The sequence below is a fragment of the uncultured Draconibacterium sp. genome, from assembly GCF_913063105.1.
GTDB lineage: Bacteria > Bacteroidota > Bacteroidia > Bacteroidales > Prolixibacteraceae > Draconibacterium.
This window is the reverse complement of sequence record NZ_CAJXYQ010000001.1, coordinates 276,771-299,962: the sequence shown is the minus strand read 5'-3', so window position 1 is coordinate 299,962 and position 23,192 is coordinate 276,771. Positions and strand designations below refer to the sequence as shown.

17 protein-coding genes are annotated in these 23,192 nt (G+C 40.4%); 11 read left to right on the top strand and 6 right to left on the bottom strand.

All coding sequences use genetic code 11. The annotated features are described in order from the left end of the window. Positions 1–56 precede the first annotated feature (56 nt). Positions 57–1,133 (bottom strand): class II fructose-bisphosphate aldolase, encoded by a 1,077-nt coding sequence (gene fbaA / locus QZ574_RS01045; RefSeq protein ID WP_297085838.1) that lies wholly within the window; start codon positions 1,131–1,133, stop codon positions 57–59. A 248-nt stretch (positions 1,134–1,381) separates the two neighbouring features. On the opposite strand from fbaA, the gene QZ574_RS01040 reads away from it, so the two are divergent. After that, on the top strand, positions 1,382–2,377 hold the full coding sequence (locus tag QZ574_RS01040; RefSeq protein ID WP_297085835.1) for a class II fructose-bisphosphate aldolase: 996 nt from the start codon (positions 1,382–1,384) through the stop codon (positions 2,375–2,377). A gap of 287 nt (positions 2,378–2,664) precedes the next feature. On the opposite strand, the gene QZ574_RS01035 is transcribed toward QZ574_RS01040, so the two are convergent. Further along, positions 2,665–3,444: a hypothetical protein gene (locus tag QZ574_RS01035; protein ID WP_297085833.1), complete on the bottom strand. Its 780-nt coding sequence runs from the start codon at positions 3,442–3,444 to the stop codon at positions 2,665–2,667. A 298-nt stretch (positions 3,445–3,742) separates the two neighbouring features. Between QZ574_RS01035 and QZ574_RS01030 the strand changes: the two genes are divergently transcribed. Next, the gene (locus tag QZ574_RS01030) at positions 3,743–7,006 is read left to right on the top strand and encodes a sensor histidine kinase (RefSeq protein ID WP_297085831.1); all 3,264 of its coding nucleotides are present in this window, start codon (positions 3,743–3,745) and stop codon (positions 7,004–7,006) included. Positions 7,007–7,072: 66 nt separating this feature from the next. Here the strand turns inward: QZ574_RS01030 and hcp are convergent, their stop codons facing one another. Together hcp and QZ574_RS01020 are read right to left on the bottom strand one after the other, a co-directional pair. Next, positions 7,073–8,719 carry a hydroxylamine reductase gene (gene hcp / locus QZ574_RS01025; RefSeq protein WP_297085830.1) on the bottom strand — a complete coding sequence of 549 codons (1,647 nt, stop codon included), beginning with the start codon at positions 8,717–8,719 and terminating at the stop codon, positions 7,073–7,075. Between the two features lie 92 nt (positions 8,720–8,811). Beyond that, positions 8,812–9,693 carry a 4Fe-4S binding protein gene (locus QZ574_RS01020; RefSeq protein ID WP_297085828.1) on the bottom strand — a complete coding sequence of 294 codons (882 nt, stop codon included), beginning with the start codon at positions 9,691–9,693 and terminating at the stop codon, positions 8,812–8,814. 78 nt (positions 9,694–9,771) lie between these two features. Here QZ574_RS01020 and QZ574_RS01015 point away from each other — a divergent pair, with 78 nt between their 5' ends. The 9 genes from QZ574_RS01015 to efp all read left to right on the top strand — a co-directional run bounded on the left by QZ574_RS01015 (position 9,772) and on the right by efp (position 21,096). Continuing rightward, the gene (locus QZ574_RS01015) at positions 9,772–10,449 is read left to right on the top strand and encodes a Crp/Fnr family transcriptional regulator (protein WP_297085826.1); all 678 of its coding nucleotides are present in this window, start codon (positions 9,772–9,774) and stop codon (positions 10,447–10,449) included. Next, complete coding sequence (gene pgeF, locus QZ574_RS01010) at positions 10,442–11,173, top strand: peptidoglycan editing factor PgeF (protein WP_297085825.1); 732 nt, start codon at positions 10,442–10,444, stop codon at positions 11,171–11,173. Before QZ574_RS01015 ends, pgeF begins: the two co-directional genes overlap by 8 nt. A 650-nt stretch (positions 11,174–11,823) precedes the next feature. Next, complete coding sequence (locus QZ574_RS01005) at positions 11,824–14,907, top strand: DUF2723 domain-containing protein (protein ID WP_297085824.1); 3,084 nt, start codon at positions 11,824–11,826, stop codon at positions 14,905–14,907. Positions 14,908–14,946: 39 nt separating this feature from the next. After that, positions 14,947–16,215, top strand: a complete 1,269-nt coding sequence (gene purD / locus QZ574_RS01000; protein ID WP_297085821.1) for a phosphoribosylamine--glycine ligase — start codon at positions 14,947–14,949, stop codon at positions 16,213–16,215. A 98-nt stretch (positions 16,216–16,313) separates the two neighbouring features. Next, entirely contained in the window at positions 16,314–17,315 is a 1,002-nt protein-coding gene (locus QZ574_RS00995) for a DUF6427 family protein (protein ID WP_297085820.1), read from the top strand. Beyond that, a complete protein-coding gene (locus QZ574_RS00990) occupies positions 17,308–18,957 on the top strand; it encodes a carbamoyltransferase C-terminal domain-containing protein (protein ID WP_297085818.1) in 1,650 nt (549 codons plus the stop codon). Before QZ574_RS00995 ends, QZ574_RS00990 begins: the two co-directional genes overlap by 8 nt. Positions 18,958–18,989: 32 nt before the next feature. Beyond that, entirely contained in the window at positions 18,990–19,703 is a 714-nt protein-coding gene (gene tsaB, locus QZ574_RS00985) for a tRNA (adenosine(37)-N6)-threonylcarbamoyltransferase complex dimerization subunit type 1 TsaB (RefSeq protein WP_297085815.1), read from the top strand. Next, the gene (locus QZ574_RS00980; protein WP_297085813.1) at positions 19,700–20,434 is read left to right on the top strand and encodes a DUF3108 domain-containing protein; all 735 of its coding nucleotides are present in this window, start codon (positions 19,700–19,702) and stop codon (positions 20,432–20,434) included. The genes tsaB and QZ574_RS00980 overlap by 4 nt, the downstream gene beginning before the upstream one ends. Before the next feature lie 92 nt (positions 20,435–20,526). Continuing rightward, entirely contained in the window at positions 20,527–21,096 is a 570-nt protein-coding gene (efp, locus tag QZ574_RS00975) for an elongation factor P (RefSeq protein WP_297085811.1), read from the top strand. 58 nt (positions 21,097–21,154) lie between these two features. Here efp and QZ574_RS00970 read toward each other — a convergent pair whose 3' ends face one another. Further along, on the bottom strand, positions 21,155–21,811 hold the full coding sequence (locus tag QZ574_RS00970) for a porin family protein (RefSeq protein WP_297085809.1): 657 nt from the start codon (positions 21,809–21,811) through the stop codon (positions 21,155–21,157). Between the two features lie 350 nt (positions 21,812–22,161). Further along, positions 22,162–23,091 carry a hypothetical protein gene (locus QZ574_RS00965; RefSeq protein WP_297085807.1) on the bottom strand — a complete coding sequence of 310 codons (930 nt, stop codon included), beginning with the start codon at positions 23,089–23,091 and terminating at the stop codon, positions 22,162–22,164. Between the last annotated feature and the right edge of the window lie 101 nt (positions 23,092–23,192).

Here is a 23,192-nt window from a genome sequence, read left to right as displayed (position 1 = left end):
GCATAAAAAAACCGCTCCTAATAAAGAGCGGTTTTTATGTCTTGTTAAACAAGTTTCTATTGTACGTCAATAGCATTTAAATCTTCAAATGCCTTTTTCAAACGGGCAATCATTGCTTCTTCTCCTTTACGTACCCAAACACGTGGATCGTAAAATTTCTTGTTTGGCTTATCATCCCCGTCAGGGTTACCAATCTGGCCTTGCAGATAATCGCGGTTGGCTGCCTCAAAAGCACGAACACCATCCCAGTACGCCCATTGTGTATCAGTGTCGATATTCATTTTGATTACACCGTAATCGATTGCTTCGCGAATTTCTTCAAGAGATGAACCAGAACCACCGTGGAATACAAAATTTACTGGTTTCTCACCGGTGCTTAATTTTTCCTGAATGTACTTTTGCGAGTTGTCAAGGATTTTTGGAGTAAGTTTTACGTTACCTGGCTTGTATACACCATGCACATTACCAAACGAAGCCGCAATGGTAAAGTTAGGCGATACTTTGCTCAGCTCTTCGTAAGCATAACATACTTCTTCTGGCTGAGTATAAAGTTTAGATGCATCTACATCGCTGTTGTCAACTCCATCTTCTTCTCCTCCGGTAATACCTAATTCAATTTCCAGTGTCATACCCATTTTAGCCATGCGCTCCAGGTATTTTTTACTGATTTCAATATTTTCTTCAAGAGGCTCTTCGCTTAAATCAAGCATGTGCGAGCTAAACAAAGGTTTACCTGTTTCGGCAAAATGTTTTTCGCTGGCATCAAGTAAGCCATCAATCCATGGTAATAGTTTTTTAGCTGCGTGGTCGGTATGTAAAATTACTCTAACACCATAAGCTTCAGCAAGTGTGTGAATGTGTTTTGCTCCGGCAACAGCTCCTAATACCTGTGCTTCTTGTCCGTCGAGTTTTAAACCTTTACCTGCATTAAAAGCAGCACCACCATTCGAAAACTGAATAATAACCGGTGCGTTCACCAGCTTGGCAGCTTCCATAATGGCATTAACAGAAGAAGAACCTACAACATTTACTGCCGGCAAGGCAAATTTTTGGGCTTTAGCTTCTTCAAAAATAAATTGTACGTCAGCACCGGTTACAACTCCCGGCTTAACGTTTTCGGATATTTTTCCCATAATTAATCGTTTTACTTTTAGTTTCAAATAGAATACGGATGCAAAATTACAATTTGAGTTTAGGTTAACCAATTATTCGTTGTTAATGATGATTAAAACAAGACATAATTATCTGTAATTTAACCCTGCGAGAATTTATTGTTTAACGTTAAATATAGAAACCGGCTGCAAGCCAAACCCATTCATTTCCTGATTTTTATTTATTTTCACAACGCAAAAAAACAAAAATCACTGATTAAACTAATAAGATGGCAGTAAGTTACAAAGACTTAGGATTGGTGAACAGTAAGGAGCTGTTTGCTAAAGCAGTTGAAGGCGGATATGCTATTCCTGCTTATAACTTTAATAACCTGGAACAATTGCAGGCAATACTTCAGGCTTGCGTTGAAACAAAATCTCCGGTAATTCTTCAGGTATCTTCCGGCGCTCGTAAATATGCCAACGCTACTTTATTGCGTAACATGGCACGCGGAGCTGTTGAATATGTAAAAGAACTGGGTTGCGAAATTCCAATTGTTCTTCACCTCGACCATGGCGATACTTTTGAACTGTGTAAAGATTGTATCGACAGCGGATTCTCTTCAGTAATGATTGACGGTTCGCACCATCCGTATGAAGAAAACGTAGCTTTAACCAAAAAAGTGGTGGAGTATGCGCATGCAAACGGTGTAACTGTTGAAGGCGAGCTGGGTGTTTTAGCCGGGGTTGAAGATGATGTTGTGGCCGAAGAGTCGACTTATACCCGTCCGGAAGAAGTGGAGGATTTTGTTAAACGTACTGGCGTTGATTCATTAGCTATTTCAATAGGAACATCGCACGGAGCACATAAGTTTACGCCCGAGCAGTGTACCTTAAATGAAGAAGGCGTACTTGTTCCTCCCCCATTAAAATTTGAGATTCTTGAGGAAATTGAAAGACGTATTCCCGGATTCCCTATCGTGTTGCATGGCTCTTCTTCTGTTCCGATGGAACAGGTAAATATTATTAACGAAAACGGTGGCGACTTAAAAGCGGCAGTTGGTATTCCTGAGGAGCAGTTGCGTAAAGCTGCAGCATCAGCCGTATGTAAAATAAATATCGATTCAGATGGTCGTTTGGCTATGACAGCTGCCATTCGAAAAACGATGAAGGAAAATCCGGCAGAGTTTGATCCAAGAAAATACTTAGGACCAGCGCGCGATTCGTTAAAAGAATTGTACAAACACAAAAACGAAAACGTGTTGGGTTCGGCAGGAAAAGCTTAAAAAGCAATACACTTAGCATAAAAAAAGACATGTATTTGCATGTCTTTTTTTATGAAAGTCTCTTGAAAAATAATGGTAATAGCTGGTTCACAACATATTGACTCGCCCTGATTGTGCCTTCGACCCAATCATCCTCTCTTTACAAAGAGAGAGCTTGTGCCGATTTTATCAGGAGAAGGAGGGAGAGTTAGCTGAATATTTGTACTACTTTCATTCCTGTTGGTGATTCCCGGGAATCGTGAATGTTTTTTATGCTTAAGTTCGTTATTTTATCAACTCTCATTAAGTTATCTAATGTTTTTCAATTTCTCCTCAACAGCTTCAATTTCTTTTTCTTTTTTCCTAATTTCTTTACTTAATTTTTTTTGTTTGGCAGAATTGTTATCTATCTTTTTTGCGTATTTTTTTTGAGCCTTCCTTTCCTTTTCAATTTCTTTCAATTCTTCTAATGTAGTTGCACCCGTTTGGTTTTTTTCTGTGTTGGTCATCAACTCCAGGGTACTTTCCGAGTCGTCTGTTTTTCGCTTAAGCTTGCGGTTATCCTTGCTGTATGCATCATAGCTGTTGTTCATTTTTTTAAGCTCCTTCTCCAACTGGTCTAACTCCTCGGCAACCGCATCTTTATACACTTCAATGGCGTGGCTTCTCAGAAATTTTCTTGTTCGTTCAGTTAAGTCGTTGTTTGTGTTTGCACTGCCAATAAAACCGCTGGGTGTTTTATATAAAGTGGCAAAAACTATTTTGCCTTTCAGGGGTGTTATTCGGGTAGTAATACTTAAAGAATCGGCGCAAATTTCTTCAATAACAATTCCATCGATTTGCCAGGTGTCTTTGTTGGTTTTCTCCATTCGGGGTACCTTTTTAAAGGTACTTAGCAGATTTTTAGGTACCAGTCTGTCCTCCCAAATTTTAATGGCTTTTTTAGCTGATGCTTCCGGGATTTCAACCACAAATGCACTTTGCATGGAGGAGTCGATGGCCAGATCAATCATTTTTACACTGATGTTTTCCTGCGCCCAAAGGCCTGTTGTGCCTGTTATAAAGAGGATTAATGCGATAAGTCTCATAGCAGTATGAATAATTGTTTGTGTTAAAATTACACGAAAAAATGGATTAATTAATGCGAAAGAGACTAAAGTATTACCAGGGAACATTTTTGTAGTTTTAGCCTTTAACTCCTAGTTCTTAATTTAATAGCAAAAAAAAGTGTTGAAACTCAATTGGCGGTTTCGTTTTTATTTTTTAAGTTTACACGTGTTTAACCGACACAAACACGCAAAACAAGATGATTCCATCTTTGATTTGCTTTAGTCCTTGTTTGAGTATTAGAATTGTAGCGTATTTTGAGAACATCAAAATGTATAAATGATAGTAAAACGGGGGAAAATAAGCATTTCTGGTCTGCTTGTGTTAATTCTTTTATCGGTTAATACTATTTCTGCTCAGCCCAGGTATTTGCAACTCAAACAATTTACTTCTGAAGATGGTTTGTCGTCTTCAACTATTACGTGTATTAGCCAGGATTTTAAGGGCTTTATCTGGATTGGCACCCGAAACGGATTAAACCGGTTCGACGGTAACACATTTAAAATTTATAAAGCAGATAACGAGGCTAATGCAGTAAACACTTTGCCTGATAATCTGGTGCTTGATATTTGTTTCGACGTGGACAATCGTTTGTATGTGGGCACCATGAAAGGCTTATCTTTGTACCAGCCTCAATTCGATAATTTTCATAATTACCAGTCAGATTCAAACTCGTGTTTGTACAATGTTAATTTTCAGGCCCGTTCTGTGACGGCTGCTAAAGATGGTACGCTTTACATTGCCTCTACCATTGGAGTTATTTGTTTTAATCCAAAACAGAATACTTATTCTTGTTATAATGAGGAGAATGGTTTATGTAATTCTGTAATTGATAAGGTTTTTTTGGCCAACGATAATCGCCTCTGGATTGGAACGACAAGTGGGTTGGATGTTTTGAATATCAAAACCGGCGAATTAAAACATATAGGCAAAGGCCTGGATGGGACAGATTATTCTTCCGGTAGATTTCATGATATTATTGCCGATCAGAAAGGAGTTATTTGGGCAAGCAGTTATACAAAAGGCCTGTTTCGGGTAGCTTTAAACGACGAAGGGGAAGAATGCCTGCAAAATTTTAAACATGAGCCGGGCAATTCGAACTCCATTTCTGCTAACCGACTGATGTGCATAGAGGTGGACAAAAGCAATAATATTTGGGTTGGAGCAGAAAACGACGGAGTTTATTGTTTAAATCCAAACAGAAACCGCTTTAAGCATTACCTGTCTGCTAAAGCCGATCCGTTTCTCACAAAAACATATTCAGGAGAGTGCCTGTTTTTCGACCGTTCGGATAATTTATGGGTAGGAACTTTTGCCAACGGCCTTAATTTGGCACCCAAGAATAGTGGATCAATTGTGGCATTTAACAAATTTAAAGGTGGCGATTTAAGCAATACCAATAATATGGTAAATGCATTTTACCAACAAAACGACAGCTTAATTTGGGTGGCAACCGATGGTGGTGGAATAAATATTCTAAATAAAAATACAGGCTATTTTCGTTGCATAAGTACCGAAAACTCAGATTTGCCAACCAATTATATTCTATCCATCGACGAAGGCAAAAATGGAGAAATATGGATGTCAACCTGGGGGTCAGGATTGGTTTGCTATCGTCCTGAAGACAACAGTTATACCGTTTATGATAAAACAAATTCTTCCATTCCCGACAATAATCTGTTTGATGTTTGTGTAACCGATAACGGAGCCTTGCTTATTGCAACATTTAGTTCGGGGCTTGCTTATTTCGAGCCCTACAAAAATATATGGAAAGTGTATGATCCCGGCAACAGCAAGTTGGCAGTGCGTTACATCAATGCAGTCAAAAAACTCGATAACCAAACGTTTGTTATTGGTACAAATTCCGGTGTGTTTCTTTTTAATTCTAAAAGCGAAACAATAACTGAACTGGCAGAAAAAGAACAATTTAGCGGCATTGAAAAGGCTCATGTTTACGATGTGTTTGTTGAAAGCAAAACATCGGTATGGGCGGCAACGCTTTCCGGCTTAGTTCATTTTAACCCGAAAACAGGCGATAACAAAACATTTACCGTAAAAAACGGCTTGCCCAATAATTCGATAAACGGAGTTTTAAAAGATGAAAATGGTTTGTTGTGGTTTTCAACCTTAGGTGGTATTTGTTCTTATAACTTAAGTACCGAAACCATTGAAATTTACAACAAGCACGATGGATTGCAAAGCAACGAATTTCGGCCGCGTAGTTTGTTAAGCGATAGCAACGGACATTTATACTTTGGCGGAATCAATGGTTTCAGTATTGTTTATCCTGAAAAACTTAAAAAGAACAGTCAGGCACCGGTTGTAAGTTTCACCGGTTTTGAAATTTTTAATAAACCTGTTTTACCCAATACGCTCCATTCTCCTTTACAGCGAATAATTTCGGAAGAAGACGAGCTAAGGATTCCGGCCAGTAAATCGGTGCTTACTTTTCATTTTGGCGTATTAGACTATGCCGGTATAGGAAAAACCCAGCACGCCTATAAGCTCGAGAATTTTGATAAAGATTGGACCTATTGTGGAACGCGCAGGCAGGTAACTTACACCAATCTCGATCCCGGGAAATATGTGTTAAGGGTAAAAGGTGCCAACAGCGATGGAGTTTGGAATGAAGAAGGAGTGGCATTGACTATTACAATTATTCCGCCCTGGTGGAAAACATTATGGTTTATGTTTCTCATTTTAATTTTGTTTATCGGTATTTTTCTCTTTGTTAATCATTTAAGAATCGCATCGCTCGAGCAACAAAAGCAAAAACTGGAAATAGCCGTAAAACAACGTACCAAAGAATTGGCAGAAATTAATACAACAAAAGATAAATTGTTTGCTGTAATTGCACATGATCTTCGCAATCCGTTTAATGTAATTCTTGGTTATACCGATGTGTTAATTGAAGGGTATAAGAAGTTCGACCAGCGGATGATGGATCAGATTCTTGATAATCTGAAAACTGCCGGAGACAGTGCTTTTGCCCTACTCGAAAACCTGATGAATTGGTCAAGATCGCAACGTGGAGTTATTGAGTTTTTGCCTAAACAGGCATTGTTGTGCGATTTTATTGAAACAGCATTATTGGAAATTGAAGCATTAGCTATAAAGAAAAATATTGCCCTTATCAATTGCATTGAGTCTAAAAATGCCAACTTGTATATCGATTTTAATATGATGTTGTTGGTTTTTCGGAATTTGCTTACCAATGCGGTGAAATTCAGTAATCAAGGAGGAAAGATTTATTTGGTAGAAGGGGCTGTAAGTAATAACTATATTACCCTGGGAATAAAGGACGAAGGCATTGGTATTGATCCGGAAAGGATGGAATTTATTTTTCAACCGGGGAAACAGGAAACTACTCCCGGAACTAAAGGCGAAAAAGGCAGCGGTTTGGGCCTTATGCTTTGCAAAGAGTTTGTTGAAAAGCATAGTGGTGAGATATGGGTGGAAAGTACACCCGGCGAGGGAGCTGTTTTTTGGCTTACCCTGCCTTTGTATGAAGATTATATTGAAAAAAAAGAGACACCTGCCTAAAACAGGTGCCTCTATAAACCATTGATCAAGCTTTAACCATGGTTTTCTGTCCCCGGTCTTTATTTTTTATACACTCATAAACATTTCCAGGTCTTTTTCTACTTCAGTAATGCCTCCAATTCCAAAATTCTCAACCAAAACATTTGCAACGTTTGGCGAAAGGAATGCCGGTAGTGTAGGGCCAAGATGAATATTTTTTACACCAAGGTGCAACAGGGCAAGTAGTACAATTACTGCTTTTTGCTCGTACCAGGCAATGTTATAAGCTATTGGCAATTCATTAATGTCGTTTAATTCGAATACTTCTTTTAGTTTTAGTGCAATTACAGCCAGCGAGTAAGAGTCGTTACATTGTCCGGCATCAATAACACGCGGAATACCGCCGATATCGCCCAAAGGCAGTTTGTTGTAACGGTATTTTGCACAACCGGCTGTAAGAATTACAGTGTCTTGTGGTAACTGCTCGGCAAATTGAGTGTAGTAATCGCGGCTTTTCATTCGTCCGTCGCAACCGGCCATTACAAAGAACTTTTTGATAGCACCCGATTTTACGGCATCAACAATTTTGTCGGCCAACGCAAAAACCTGAGCGTGAGCAAAACCTCCAATAATCTCTCCGGTTTCAATTTCTTGTGGTGGCGCGCATTTTTTGGCATGCTCAATAATTGCACTAAAGTCTTTCATTTTACCGTTTTCGCGATCCGGAATGTGGATGGCTCCGTCAAGACCTGATGCGCCGGTTGTGTAAATCCGGTCGGTGTAAGTTGCCGATGCTTTTGGCGGAACGATACAGTTTGTTGTAAAAAGTATTGGTCCGTTAAAACTTTCAAATTCCGTATTTTGTTTCCACCAGGCATTTCCGTAGTTACCAACCAGGTGATCGTATTTTTTGAAAGCAGGATAATAGTGAGCCGGCAACATTTCGCTGTGGGTATACACATCAACGCCGGTACCTTCGGTTTGTTTCAGTAACTCTTCCATGTCTTTCATGTCGTGGCCTGAAATAAGAATTGCCGGATTGTTGCGTACGCCGATATTCACTTTTGTAGCTTCCGGATTTCCGTAAGAGCCCGTGTTGGCAGCATCCAATAATGCCATAACATCAACTCCGAATTTTCCGGTTTCAAGGGTAAGTGCTACCAGTTGGTCAACACTCAAATCTTCAGTTGTGGCAACCAGTGCACGTTGCATAAAAGCAAAAACCTCATCTTTTTGGCTTCCCAGGTTGTAAGCGTGTTCAGCATAAGCTGCCAGTCCTTTTACACCATAAATAATTAACTCGCGCAACGAGCGGATGTCTTCGTTTTCAGTACTCAAAACGCCAACTTCTTCAGCTTTTGCTTCAAACTCTTCAGTAGTGTTGCCTGTCCATGTTGCAATGGCTGGTAATTCTTCTGGCAAAGCCACTCCTGCTTCTTTGCTCAATACGTGCAACTCGTTTCTCAGCTGAAGTGCTTTAATGATACGTTTGGTAAATACAGCAGCATCAAAATTGGCATTGGTAATGGTGCTGAATAAACCATCAAAAACAATTTTGTCTACCTTTTTAGGGTTAGCTCCAACGTTTCGTAACTTTTCGTTGTACCAGCAAACACCTTTCAAAACATACAACAAGGTATCTTGTAAATTGGCTACATCGCTGGTTTTTCCGCAAACGCCTGCTATAGTGCAGCCGGTTCCTTTGGCTGCTTCCTGACATTGAAAACAAAACATACTCATACTATTTCCTCCTATTGATTATTATTACTTTTTTATTGAACTGGGGCCTTGGTTTTATTATAACTTAATTTATTGCAGGGGTGGTTTTACAACCACTCTTCGCTAATCACATCGCCCTTAATTCCAATTACCACTTCTTTTACGGGCACCTTGCGTGAGGCCATTTGGGTAGCCCGCGATACCATGTGCGATAGGCCGCCACAACACGGAACTTCCATAATTACTACAGTAATGGTGTTTACTTTGGCTTCTTCAATCAGCTGTAAAAGTTTATAAATGTAGGTATCGGTGCTGTTGTCGAGTTTTGGGCAGGCAATAACCATTTTACGTCCCTTTATAAAATCGTTATGAAAATTTCCGTGAGCAAAACCTGCACAATCGGCAGCAACCAACAGATCGGCGCCCTGGAAATAACTTGCTGCCGGGTTAATCAGGTGCATTTGTACCGGCCATTGGGTAAGAGCCGTTGGTGTTTCGGCTGCGGGCGCTGCCATTTTTAATCCGCCGGCATCAAAACTCATTGGTGCCGATCCCGGGCAACCACCACCGGTGCCACACGCCTGCTTTTCGCCGGCTTCGTTTGTGCCGTTTAACAAAGCATGAACTTCGCTAATCTCAAAAGGCATGGCATCGGCGTTTGCTTTAATAAATCCAAGTGCCTGTTTTAAATAGCCGCTTTCGTTATGGTCTTGCAAATGCTTTAAATGCGCAAACATGGTGGCTTTGCCTTGTTTTACCATTTGTGAAATGGTGGCAATTTCGTCGTAGGCATCTGCTTCGCGTTCTTCAATGGTAATAGCGCCTTCGGGGCAATGGCCAATGCAGGCTCCCAGCCCGTCGCACATTAATTCGCTTACCAGCCGTGCTTTGCCGTCGATAATCTGAAGTGCTCCTTCATGGCAGTTGGGTACACAAACTCCGCAGCCGTTGCATAATTCTTCGTCTATTTTTATAATCTCACGTATCATCTTTCTGTTCTTTTTCTTTAAGTTTACGCAACAAAAGTAGGGCAGTAGTGTTTTTCAAAATGTACCAATTGTTACAATATGACAGATTATTCTCAGATTATTAAAAGTCCCTTGTTTCAAGGTATTCCGGAAGAAGAATGCCGGATGTTGTTTTCAAAAATTCATTACCAGTTGCGTAAATTTGAAAAAAATGAGTTGGTGGTGCAGGGAGGTGAAGAGGTGCGAAATTTGCTGGTAGTACTTTCAGGAAGTGTGCGTGGCGAAATGATTGATTACTCGGGAAAAACTGTAAAAATTGAGGATATTGAAGCTCCGCGGCCCTTGGCTTCTGCCTTTTTATTTGGGAAAGAAAATAAGTTTCCGGTAACTGTAACGGCTAACCAAAAGGCAGAGTTACTGGCTATTCCAGTTGCCGAATTTTTAAAACTGTTGCAATTAAATACGCGCCTGCTGCGCAATTACCTCAACAGCATTTCAACGCGTGCTCAATTTCTTTCGCAAAAGCTGCATTTTTTAAGTTTTAAAACCATAAAAGAAAAGGTGGCTCACTTTCTACTGCAGCAGGCCGGCGAAAAGTTTCATTCGTTTGAGCTTAAAAATACACAGCAGCAGCTTGCCGAATTGTTTGGGGTTACCCGGCCCTCGTTAGCACGCGTACTGGGCGAAATGCAGAACGATGAACTGATTAAAATTGAGAAAAAGACCGTTACCCTGTTGGATAAAAAAGGCTTAAATAAATTATTGTTGAATGGATAAGTTTGTTCGTTACCAGCTCTTCAAGCCATATCAACAGCTAATGGCTTTTACCACAACAAAACATACTTTACCGGTAAAAAATATAAGGTATAGCCACAATCCCCAAAACAAAGAAAAACTGGCTCTTGCGCTGCAGCTGCAAACAAAACAGCTGGTTTTTCCCGATCAGACTCACAGCTCTTGTGTTGCTGAAATAAACACCGCTCCATCAACAAAAATAGCCGAAACTGATGCATTGGTTAGCAATAAACCGGGTTTGTGTTTGTGCGTGCAAACGGCCGACTGTGTTCCGCTGTTGCTTTTTGATCCTGAAGCAATGGTTATTGCAGCAGTGCATGCCGGATGGCGCGGCACTGTTGGCCGAATTGTTGAAAAGGCACTCGAAAGCATGGTGGCAAATTTTGGTGCTTCTGCCAAAAATACCATTGTGGTAATAGGCCCGTCAGTTGGTCCTGCCGCTTACGAAGTTGGCAGCGAGGTGGTAGCTGCTGCACATATAAATATTCCCCAGGCCGAAAAGACGCTGCATAAAAACGGGTCGGGCAAATTTCATTTTAACCTTTGGGAAGCCAATCGGCAATTACTCTTGAAAAACGGGGTGCAGGAGCATAATATTGAAGTGCTTAAAACCTGTTCTTTTTCCGAATCAGAAAAGTATTTCTCGGCACGCCGCGATGGAGTAGAAACCGGGCGGATGGTTTCGGGAATAATGCTGAAAGCATAAACACAACGGCAGTTCTGTTTTTCTGTTTTGCGAAAGTGGTTTTACCTTTTTCGCCCAAAAAACACTTGTTTCCCTGTCTTTTTACTCCGTGCCACCGGGGCAAGTTCAATATATACCGGGGCAGGTGTTTCAACCTGATTCCGGATTGCATTGAGCTATTCTTTTTTTGATTACGACCAGCTAAATAAAATTCTATTCATTCACGCTGAGGTATAAATTAAATTAGCAAAGCCAAATCGGTGATGGAAATAATGTAAAACCCGGTAAAAGTTCGAGATGTAAATTTCTATGCTCTTGCAGTTATAAATAGGCATTTTGTTACCAAATCTTATTCTTCTGTAGTTAGAAGCGGGCATATTGTCCGGAATATCTATTCTTCCACATGCGGAAGCCTCCTCGTTTTTAAAGAAATGACCTCTTCCGCATGCAGGAGACCCTATTTTTTTAAAAAAATGCTCGCTGATAATTGCAGAAGGCAGTATTTGTTTTCAGAAATGGCCTCTTTCGCACTAAAAAATGGGAATTTTGCATCCATTTCTTGTTAAGAAGGTTTAATTATAATGTGCTGTTTTCTGAGTTTTCAGCAAAAGCCTTATCTTCGCAAGGATTAAAAATTTCATAACGAATACGCTTTCAGAAAACACTTGAAAATGAAGCAATACAAATTGTTTAATAACGTATTTGGCTGGGTTAGTTTTTTAATTGCAGCCATTGTTTATTTAATGACTATTGAGCCGACCGTAAGTTTTTGGGATTGTGGCGAATTTATAACAACTGCTTTTAAGTTTGAAGTGGGTCACCCACCGGGAGCGCCGATATTTATGATTGTTGGCCGCTTTTTTACCCTGTTTGCAGGCCCCGAAGGAGCAGCAAAAATGGTAAATGTGCTATCTGCTTTGGCTAGTGCCGGTACCATTTTGTTTTTGTTCTGGACAATTACCCACCTGGCCCGAAAAGTAATGGTTAAATCCGAAGAAGTTTCAGTGGGACAAACGGTATCCATTGTAGCTGCCGGGTTGGTTGGTGCCCTGGCTTATACTTTTTCCGATACTTTCTGGTTCTCGGCGGTTGAGGGCGAAGTTTACGCCAGTTCATCCTTGTTAACAGCTTTGGTTTTCTGGGCCATTTTAAAATGGGAAGACGTGGCCGATGAGCCTTTTGCCAATCGCTGGCTAATATTTATCGCATACGTTATTGGCCTGTCAATTGGGGTACACTTGTTAAACCTGTTGGCTATTCCGGCAATTGTATTTGTGTACTATTTCAGAAAATATGAAGTTAACCGGAAAGGGATTATCTGGGCCTTGGTGGCGTCGGTAATTTTGCTGGGTGCTGTTATGTACGGCATAATTCCGGGTTTTGTAAAAATAGCTTCGGTATTCGAGCTGATGTTGGTTAATGGTTTGGGGCTGCCCTATCATTCAGGGGTAATATTTTACTGTGTGCTAGTGGTTGCAGCACAGGTCTTTGGTATTTATTATACCCACAAAAAACATAAAGTGGTTTGGAATACCATTCTGTTGGGTATCACCGTAATTCTTATTGGTTATTCGTCGTTTACCGTAATTATCATTCGGTCGTCGGCGCAACCACCCATGGATCAAAACAGCCCTAATAATATATTCTCGTTGTTAAGTTACCTGAACCGGGAACAATATGGTTCGCGCCCATTATTTAGCGGGCATTACTACAACTCGCCGTATAAAGTGGGCGATCGTTTTTCGGAAGGTAGTCCGGTATATTCGCAAATCGATGGAAAATACGTAATTACCTATAGCCGCTTTAATCCGAACTACGACGAAAAATTCACAACAGTTTTTCCACGTATGTGGAGCTCAATGGATCCGCAACATGAACAGGATTACCAGCAGTGGGGAAGAGTTAAAGGGAATCGTATTCAGCACCGTAACGAACGCGGCGAAATGGAAACTATTGTTAAACCAACGATGGGAGAAAATCTGCGCTTTTTCTTTAATTACCAGGTAAATCACATGTATTGGCGCTATTTTATGTGGAACTTTGTTGGGCGCCAAAACGATATTCAGGGTCATGGCAATATTTTTCATGGCAATTGGCTAAGCGGTATTAAGTTTCTTGATGAAGCTCGTTTGGGCGACCAGGACACTTTACCTGCTAAACTGGCCAATAACAAAGCCCGCAATACCTATTACTTTTTGCCCCTTCTTCTCGGAATACTGGGAATTATTTTTCAATATAAGCGCGGAAAAGAAGGCCGCAAAGGATTATGGGTAGTGTTCTTGCTATTTGTGTTAACCGGTTTAGCCATTGTGGTTTACCTAAACCAGTATCCGCACCAACCGCGCGAACGCGATTATGCGTACGCCGGTTCGTTTTATGCCTTTGCTATTTGGATTGGACTGGGGGTACTCACCATTTCCGAAACCTTAAAAAAATACCTTCCGGAAACGGTTGCCGGTGGCATTGCCGGGGTGCTAACATTAGTACTGGTTCCCGGAATTATGGCAGCCCAAAACTGGGACGACCACGACCGGTCTGGAAGATACACAGCCCGCGATTTTGGTGCCAATTACCTGAAAACCTGCCAGCCCAATGCCGTAATTTTTACCAACGGCGATAACGATACTTTCCCCTTGTGGTACAACCAGGAGGTGGAAGGCGTGCGTACCGATGTACGCGTTTGTAACCTCAGCTATTTGCAAACCGATTGGTACATCAATCAAATGCGCCGCAAAGCGTACGAATCGGAACCAATTGCTTATACTTTAAAACCCGATCAGTACCGACTGGGCACTCGCGATGCAGTTTACCTGCTCGATGACTCAAGGATAAAACGCGATTATGTGGGCTTAAAAGAAGCTGTTGATTTTATTGCAAACGACAACCCGGCCACCAAATTGCAGCAAGCCGATAACGCTGCTTATTTACCCAAAAAGAAAATACATTTTAAGGTAGATAAAGAGGCTGTTATCAGAAATAATGTGGTAGCACCTGAGGATTACGATAAAATTGTGGACGAAATTGTTATTGATCTTTCGGATAAAAATATGTTATCGAAAGATGAAATGATGATACTGGATATGCTGGCCACCAACGATTGGAGCCGACCGGTATACTGGTCGATTACAGTTGGACGAAGCAAATATATGAACCTAAGTGATTATTTCCAGGTAGAAGGTTTTGCTTTCCGTTTGGTACCTATAAAAACGGCAAGTAACCCGCAGCAGCTTAAGTTTGGTAGGGTAAATACAAAAATAATGTACAACAACCTGATGAATAATTTTAGCTGGGGAAATATGAATGACCCGGAAATATACCTGGATGAAACCAATACGCGAATGATGACCAATATTCGAAATAGTTTTAATCGTCTGGCGTCGGCTTTGGTTGAAGAAGGCAAAAAGGATTCGGCTATTGCAGTAATCGACCGCTGTAACGAGCTGCTTCCAAGCACAATCGTTCCTTACGAATATTTCGCTATGGAACTGGCTGAAAGTTATATTGGGGCAGGTGCCAATGATAAAGGCCTGGAAATGATTGAAACCGCTTACAATGCATTTAACGATGAGCTGAATTATTATTTCTCGTTAGAGCCGAAGTTGTTGGGAACCATGGGTATTGGAGAAGAAATTCAGCGAAATATGTTTTACCTGCAAAAAATGGAGCGTGCCGCCCGAAGAGCAGGTGATAATGAGTTGTCGGAACAAATTGGTGCCAGCCTGAAGAGCTATTTCGAACGTTATGGCAATATGTAGCACCGGTAGATTAATTAAAAAACAAAAAACAGTATAGGAATGAATATTTTAATAGTAGGCTCGGGAGGCAGAGAACATGCTTTGGGGTGGAAAATAAAACAGAGCAACAAAGTTGAGAAACTATTTTTTGCACCGGGAAATGCCGGTACCGCAGAGCTTGGAACCAATATTGATGCGGATGTTTCGGATTTTGAAACATTAAAAGCTGAAGTATTAAAGAACAACATCGACCTGATGTTGGTAGGACCGGAAGTGCCTTTGGTTGAAGGATTGCACGATTTCTTTGCAGCCGATGCTGAATTAGCTTCGGTAAAAGTGGTTGGCCCTAAAAAAGCAGGTGCCGAACTGGAAGGAAGCAAGGATTTTGCAAAAGCCTTTATGGCTCGTCACAACATTCCTACTGCAAAATATTGCACGGTTGCTGCAGCAAATCTCGATGAGGGAATCGAATTCTTAACCACCATGACAGCCCCCTATGTGCTAAAAGCCGATGGCTTGGCGGCCGGAAAAGGGGTGTTGATAATCGATTCGTTAGAAGAAGCTCAAAACTCTTTAAAAGAAATGCTCGACGGCCAGTTTGGTGCGGCCAGCAGCAAAGTAGTTATCGAAGAGTTTTTAAGTGGTGTTGAAGTTTCGGTATTTGTACTAACCGATGGGAAAAACTATAAAACTCTGCCCGAAGCAAAAGATTATAAACGAATTGGTGAAGGCGACACCGGTTTAAACACCGGAGGAATGGGCGCCATAACACCGGTACCTTTTGCCGATGCTCAATTTATGGAGAAAGTGGAAAAGCAGATTATTGCACCAACGGTTTCAGGTTTGGCAAAAGATGGTATTGATTACTGTGGTTTTATCTTTTTTGGTTTAATTAATGTAAACAATAATCCTTACGTTATTGAATACAACGTTAGAATGGGCGACCCGGAAACAGAAGCCGTTATGTTACGCGTAAAATCAGATTTTGTTGATTTGCTTGAAGGTGCCGCAACAGGTACTTTAAACGAAAAAGAAATAGAATTTGATGATCGTACGGCAGTTACCGTGATGTTGGTATCAGGAGGTTATCCCGGAAGTTATGAAAAAGGAAAAGTAATTACCGGAACCGAAAAGGTTTCTGACAGTATTGTTTTTCATGCAGGGACAAAAGCCAATGAATCGGATGTTGTTACCGCAGGAGGTCGCGTAATTTCAGTTAGTTCTTATGGAACTGATATGAACGATGCCTTGGCAACCTCGTATAAAAATGCCGAAAAAATCAGTTTTGAAGGAAAATACTACCGTAAGGACCTGGGATTTGACTTGTAGACTATAGTTTTAAACGGATAAAACGATTGCAGTTGGCGATGCTTTCATTTAAATCGCACGACTTTTGGTGTTGTTAGTTTCTTGAAAAGCAAAGGAGCATGATATTAAAAAGGCTGAAGTCAAACAGTTCTGTAAGCTTAATTCTGGTGCCAATAGTTTCATTGGCACTGTGGGTAAAAAGCATTCAGCAACCTTTGGCATACGACTTTTATCCTGGCGAACAGGAAAATGTACTTTTTGCTTTGTTTTTTCAGCTGGTTAAAAATAGTGATTTAGCACAGGTAGTTAGCGGGATACTGCTGGCAGTTGCACTTGCCTACCTAATGCAATTGGTAAACGACCGGTATATGTTTATTCGGATTAAGAGTAAACTGCCGGCTTTATTGTTTGCTATTGTTATTGGTGGTATTGTGCCAATGCATACCTTGCATCCGGTTTATTTTGGGGCTGTATTTGTGCTACTGGCCGTTTACAGGTTGTTTTCTGCTTTTGAAATTAAAAGGCCCTATTCATTGGTGTTTGATGTTGGCTTTTTACTGGGGATTGGGGCTTTGTTCTATCTAAATCTTCTGGTGCTTTTGCCTGCGTTTATGATTGGCATTGTTATATTGGGGCGCGAAGCCGGTTGGCGCGAATTTGTAATTATGCCGATGGGATTTTTCCTGCCTTTTATATTTGCCTTATCCTTTATGGCACTTAAAAATCAGTTTCTTGAAACCATTGCTATTTTTCAGGAAAACATAATAACACCTGTTAATCATTTTCAATCCAACATTCCTTTACAGGTTTATGTTGTTACACTCGTACTCTTAACAATCGCCGGAAGTGTAGGTATGTTTAAGCAGTACGATACAAAGAAAATCAGCTCCAGAAAATATTTTACAGTCTTTTTCTGGATATTTATTTTTTCCCTGGCCAGTTTTGTGTTTATGCCGGTAACATCACATGAAATGCTTGTGATTACAGCCATTCCGGTAACCTATTTAATAGCCAATTTTTTTGTGTTTATGAAAAGTCGCTTTTGGAGCGAATTGCTTTTTATTTTACTCTTGGTAATTGTTGTTTCAATGCAGTTTTCATTCAACATTTTTAATGGATAAAAACAAACCTACATTAGCCATTTACGGTATTCAGGATCGATTTGATTATGAACACCCGTTTTATGTACACGATCATAACATGGCTTTTATGCGCAAGGGGAAAGTTGAATGGTTTGTGCAACAGGAGCGAATTTCGAGACGAAAACGCGATAACACCCTTCATAAAAATTTAAAAAGCATTTTAAAAGAGAAAAAACTTGTTGGACAGGACTATGACCTTGTTTTTGTTGACAATGTGGTGGGGCGCTCCTTTCTTCTTCAAAATGGAGAGGTTCGTTTTGAAGCTCCACTCACAAATGAGTTGGCAACCGAACCCGAGCAAGGTAGATGTTGGTGGTTTGGACAGGAAAAAGAAGCATGGGCTTTAAACCACGAAATGGCCCATATGTTTTCATGTCTTCCTTTCTTTGGTAATTTCAGGGAAAACAGTTTACTGGTGCATTTTGATGGCGGCGCCAGCTTATCCAATTTTTCGGCTGCGGTATACCAAAATGGCCAAATAAAGTGGTTGGAATACCATTGGGAATTAAAGCCTTACTCCACCCTGTTTAATGCCAATGCCCTGGTTTTTGCAATAATTGGAGCCAGGCTTGCCGAACAGAATGCTGTACCTGGTAAATTTATGGGCTATGCCGGTTTGGGAAGCTATAAACCAGAATTGAAAATCTGGTTGCAAGAAAACAACTTTTTTCAGGATATCTGGGGAAAGACATCGCTGTTTTTAGTTGCAGCAAAAAAGGATTGGGGAGTGGAGTTAAAGTCTTTTAATCAAAAAGATCCTTTCCTGCAAGATGTTGCTGCCACACTTCAAGAACTTTTTACCCTGGAGCTGCTCAAGAGTTTAAAGCGCTTGAAAGAAAACTCAGGGGCAGATTTTCTTTACTATACCGGAGGTTCGGCATTAAACATCGTGGCCAACACACGCATAATTGACAGTGGTATGTTTAAGCAGGTTTTTATTCCGCCCTGCACCGAAGACTCGGGGTTGGCTCTGGGAGCTGCCGCCTGTGTCGAGTGGAAAAAGCATGGAAAGGTTGAACCCGGAACAGCCTACTTAAACAATTGGGGTATTGAAAACTATGAAGCTACCATTAGCGAGGAAGAAATAAAGTTGCTGGCCAAAAAGCTGGTCGATAAAAAGCTTATTGGCATTTGTAATGGTTTTGGCGAAACCGGACCCCGCGCACTTGGTAATAGAAGTATTCTGTCCTTTGCGGGCTCAAAAGCTCTGGCAAAAAAATTAAGTACCGAGAAAAAAGGGCGCGAATGGTATCGTCCGTTGGCCCCGGTGGCATTAGAAAAAAATGTAAAATATTTTACCGGGCAGAAAACAATCGATGCCTTATCGGAGCATATGCTTCTTGATTTTGCCGTTTTGCCCCAGAAACAAAATGAAATAGCCGGAGCTATTCACGCCGACGGAACAGCCCGCTTTCAAACCCTCTTTAAACGGGAAAAAAACCCTTTTCTTTTTGATTTGCTCACACATTTGGATAAGACATACGGAATAAAAGCACTAATTAATACTTCGTTTAATGCAGGAGGAGAGCCAATTGTACATACCGAAGAAGATGCTTTGAAAGCAGCAAAAAAAATGCAGCTTGATGGCATAATTTTAAACGGAAAGTTTACGCAGCTTTAACTATTTTTGCGAAAGTTTGTTAAAAGAATCAAATGGCAATACTATTAAATATCGAAACATCAACCGATGTTTGTTCGGTTTCGCTGGCCGAGAATGGCAAAACAATGTTTTTAAAAGAAAGTGCAGATGGTTTAAAGCATTCGGAGTTGCTTACTGTTTTTATTGAAGAACTCTTTGAAGAGAACCACTTTGACATTCAGAACATAGATGCGGTTGCGGTTAGCAAAGGCCCCGGATCGTACACCGGACTCCGAATCGGTGTGTCGGTAGCAAAAGGCTTGTGTTATGCACTTGATAAACCACTTATCGGTATTGGGTCTATAGAGGCAATGGGACATTTTGTGGCTGAAAATGTAGCAGGTTTTTATACCTCAACGGATAACGAAGAGCTACTTTTTTGCCCAATGATTGATGCACGCCGCATGGAAGTGTACACGGCACTTTACGATAAAACAGGAAAAGCACTTACAAAAGTTAGTGCTGAAATTATTGACGACAATTCTTTTGCTGAACAGCTTAAGCAGAAAAAAATATTGTTTTTTGGAAATGGTGCCCAAAAATGCGACGGTAAAATAAAACACGAAAATGCGTTGTTTACTGGTCCGGAAAAAACATCGGCACGATTTATGCAAAATCTGGCAGAAATTAAGTACAACAAAAAGGAATTTGAAAACGTTGCTTATTTCGAACCTTTTTATTTAAAGGATTTTGTAGCAACTATTCCGAAAAACAAAATTTTAAAATGAAGAAAGTAATTGTAATACTGACTGTTTTTGTTTTTGCCACACACTTGCTTTATGCCAATGAAATCTCGATAAAATTTCATTTAAAGTTTGGTTTTGTAAAAGGCGGCGAGGCAGAAATGACTATCTACGATACAATATTTAACGGGCAACCGGCCATTCATTACCACGTAATGGGAAAAACTACCGGCCTTGCCAATAAATTATATGGTGTTTACGACATATACGAAACCACTGTTGATGCCGAAACAAGGTTGCCAGTAAAAACCATTAGAAATGTAAAAGAAGGCAGTTACCGGCGCTATAACGAAACACTGTTTTACCATGATGTTGATTCGATTTACAGCCAGCGTAGCGGTTGGCGTGCTGTTCCGGAAGATTTACTCGACCTGATTTCGGTTTTTTTCTATTTCGTTCATAAAAATCCATTTGAAAATCTTCAACCCGGTGATGCCGTAATTTATCCAACCATAAATGCCGATAAAATATCAGATGTTTCCATTCGGTATTTGCGCGATGAGAAAATTAAAACCGATGTGGGAGAAATTGATTGCCACGTATTAACACCAACCGTGCGGAAAGGCCGGGTGTTGGAGAAATCAGACGGCGTACGGTTTTACCTGGCAAAAAAAGATAAAGTGCCTGTTTACATTGAATTCGATATGCGTGTTGGTGCCTTAAAAGGAGTAATAAAACATTACAAAACCAACGGCGTTGAGCGCGTATTGCAATAGATTTTTTGAAAAAGAGCAAAAGCAGCTAGAAATGCTTGATATTTAATGGATTTAATTATTTTTGCAGCGGTTTAAAAAGAAAAAAATTTATCATGGCTTCTACAGCAGATTTTAAAAATGGAATGTGCTTTATGTTTAAAGGTGACATTTACACCATTGTATCATTCCTGCACGTAAAACCGGGAAAAGGCCCCGCTTTTGTACGTACAAAACTTAAAAATGTAAAAACCGGTAGGGTAATTGAAAATACTTTTAACTCAGGTGTTAAAGTTGATGATGTTCGTGTTGAGCGCCGTCCTTACCAGTTCCTGTATCGCGATGATATGGGGTTAAATGTAATGAATACCGAAACTTACGAGCAGATTTCAATACCCGAATCGATGGTTGAAAATAACGACCTGATGAAAGAAGGACAGGTAATTGAAATTCAGTTTCATGCAGAAGAAGAGCTTCCGTTAACAGCTGAAATGCCCGACAAAGTGGAGTTAACAATTACAGCAACTATTGAGGGTGAAAAAGGAAACACCGCCAGTTCAACAGCATTAAAACCTGCAACCGTTGAAACCGGAGCAGAGGTTATGGTGCCCATGTTTATAAACGAAGGCGATGTTATTCGCGTTAGTACAGCCGACCGTTCTTACAGCGAGCGCGTAAAGCAGTAAATACATTTTTAATACATACAAGAAGCCGGTATTTTTTTAATGCCGGCTTTTCTTTTGCTTATTTTTTAGAAAAGGTATAACGGAATACACCAAATACGGTTACGTTATGGTCGTTATCCTCACTTGAATACATCTCGGTTCCTTCCGTGTTTATATTAGATAACCCATAAACAGCACGAACTCCCAGGCTTAAGTTGTCATTTAGTTGATATCCCAAACCCACGGGAATTCCAATATCTACAGTTTTTATATAGTCTTTAAAATCATAGCTTGCACCTTCATCAGGTTTATCTTTAGCACTTAATAAAAACGAGGGTTGCAGACCGCCTTCTGCATAAAATCCACTATTCGATTGGTAATGGTACAATAAGGGAATATTCAGGTACGATAGGTTTACTTTGCCTGAAAAGGTATTTTCTTCCAATTGTACACTTTTGAGTGAATAGGTATCGTAAGAAATTGTTTCCTCGTAGCTTGCTCCCTGAAATGAAATATTTACACCGGTTTTGAAGGATGATTTTTCATCGCGTCTGAGTACGGTTGTTTCAGCTCCAATAGCTCCTCCAAATGCAGGGTTGTAACTTTCTCCACCGTTAACATGTGTCATCCCGGCATTGGCAATAAGGGCAATATCCTCACTTACGGCTAGTCGCCATTGGCAATCGCAAGCACAAAGCATAGTTGTAACAAATACAAAAAAGATAATTTTTTTCATAATAACTGATTTTTGGTTAAACAATCCGGAGATGTGATTATCAATCAGTTAATGAGATGAAAAGCGACAAGAAAAAAACTTCTGAGACCGGCCTGATTTACTATACGGTTTTTATTGGGAAAAGATGCGGCGTTTAAAATAAGAGGATAAGCTTTGAATGCACAATTTTCTAGTGCCCATAGTTACTGTGAATGCTTGCTGAGCAGCTAACTTTGAATGTAGAGCGGTTTGTGCCTGAAAACGATTAATTTAATTCCGGATGTTTTTGAGTATCCAGCGATGAAAAGCTAATAGCTCTTGTGTCAAAAGTTAACTATCCTTCAGCGATAATTAAATAACGAATCAGATGCTTATTTGCCTAAGCTAAAAAAGTAGCCCATCGAGAACTGAAATGCTGAAACGTTGGGGTGTTCAATATCATCGACAAAATTTTGGGGCATATTGTACTGGTACGAAAGCTGAAAGTCGAAGTTTTTGTAGCTGACATAAAGAGGCAGGGTAAATTGAATGTTCATCAGTCCGAATTTGTCGTCGTAGTACGAGTTGTATTCAATACCGGTTTGCGGATCGATAAAACTCTCGGGCAGAATAAATTCCTGGTAGTCGATGCCATAGGTTACCGAAGCTTCAGGGCGAAGTTTTATCTTTTTGCGTGGGCCGTTTTTATACAGTACGATGTTGCCAAAAACATCGGCCGATAGGCTTCTTCCACTATCGTAATTTCCTAAATTTAGGGCTCCGTCAACGCTCAAGCCAACTTTTTTATTACTCAAAGTAAATCCCGAGCTTACGCTTTGGGTGTATAGCGGTTCGTAGGCAGGGTCGTTTATATGCGAAATATAGCGCAGGTACGATAGCCTCACCCGAAGCGCATCTATTTTAAATAAATTGTTGCTGTAACCTCCCATTAACACCGTTGTTCGGTAGCCCGGGTCGAGTTGATTATACCAAACTCCGGAAATACCGGCGTAAAAGCCAGAGCCATTTAAATAAAAGAACTGGTTGCCAATGTTCATCTGGTTGTTGCCAATTTCGCGACCAGAGAAGATGGTTTTGGTGCTGTATGAATTTCGGTAGTAAAAATAATGGGTTTTAAACGGGCTGCCACCACCAAGCAAACTCTGTAATTCAGCATCGTTAGCGAACAGGTCGTTAATTAACGAATCAAGTCTTGCTTCTTTTTGGGTATCTAAAACAGTAGAAATTACCTTGTCGTTTTGAGCATGCAATAAAACCGGTAAACAAGCCAGAAGAATAATGATGTAAGTAAATGATTTCATGGTGTGGTAATTTAAACTTCGTGAATGATTTTAAATGCTTTGCTTTTACAAGATTGAAAGCGTAAAATGCCTGAAAACAGCCTCGGCAAGAAGAATAAAAA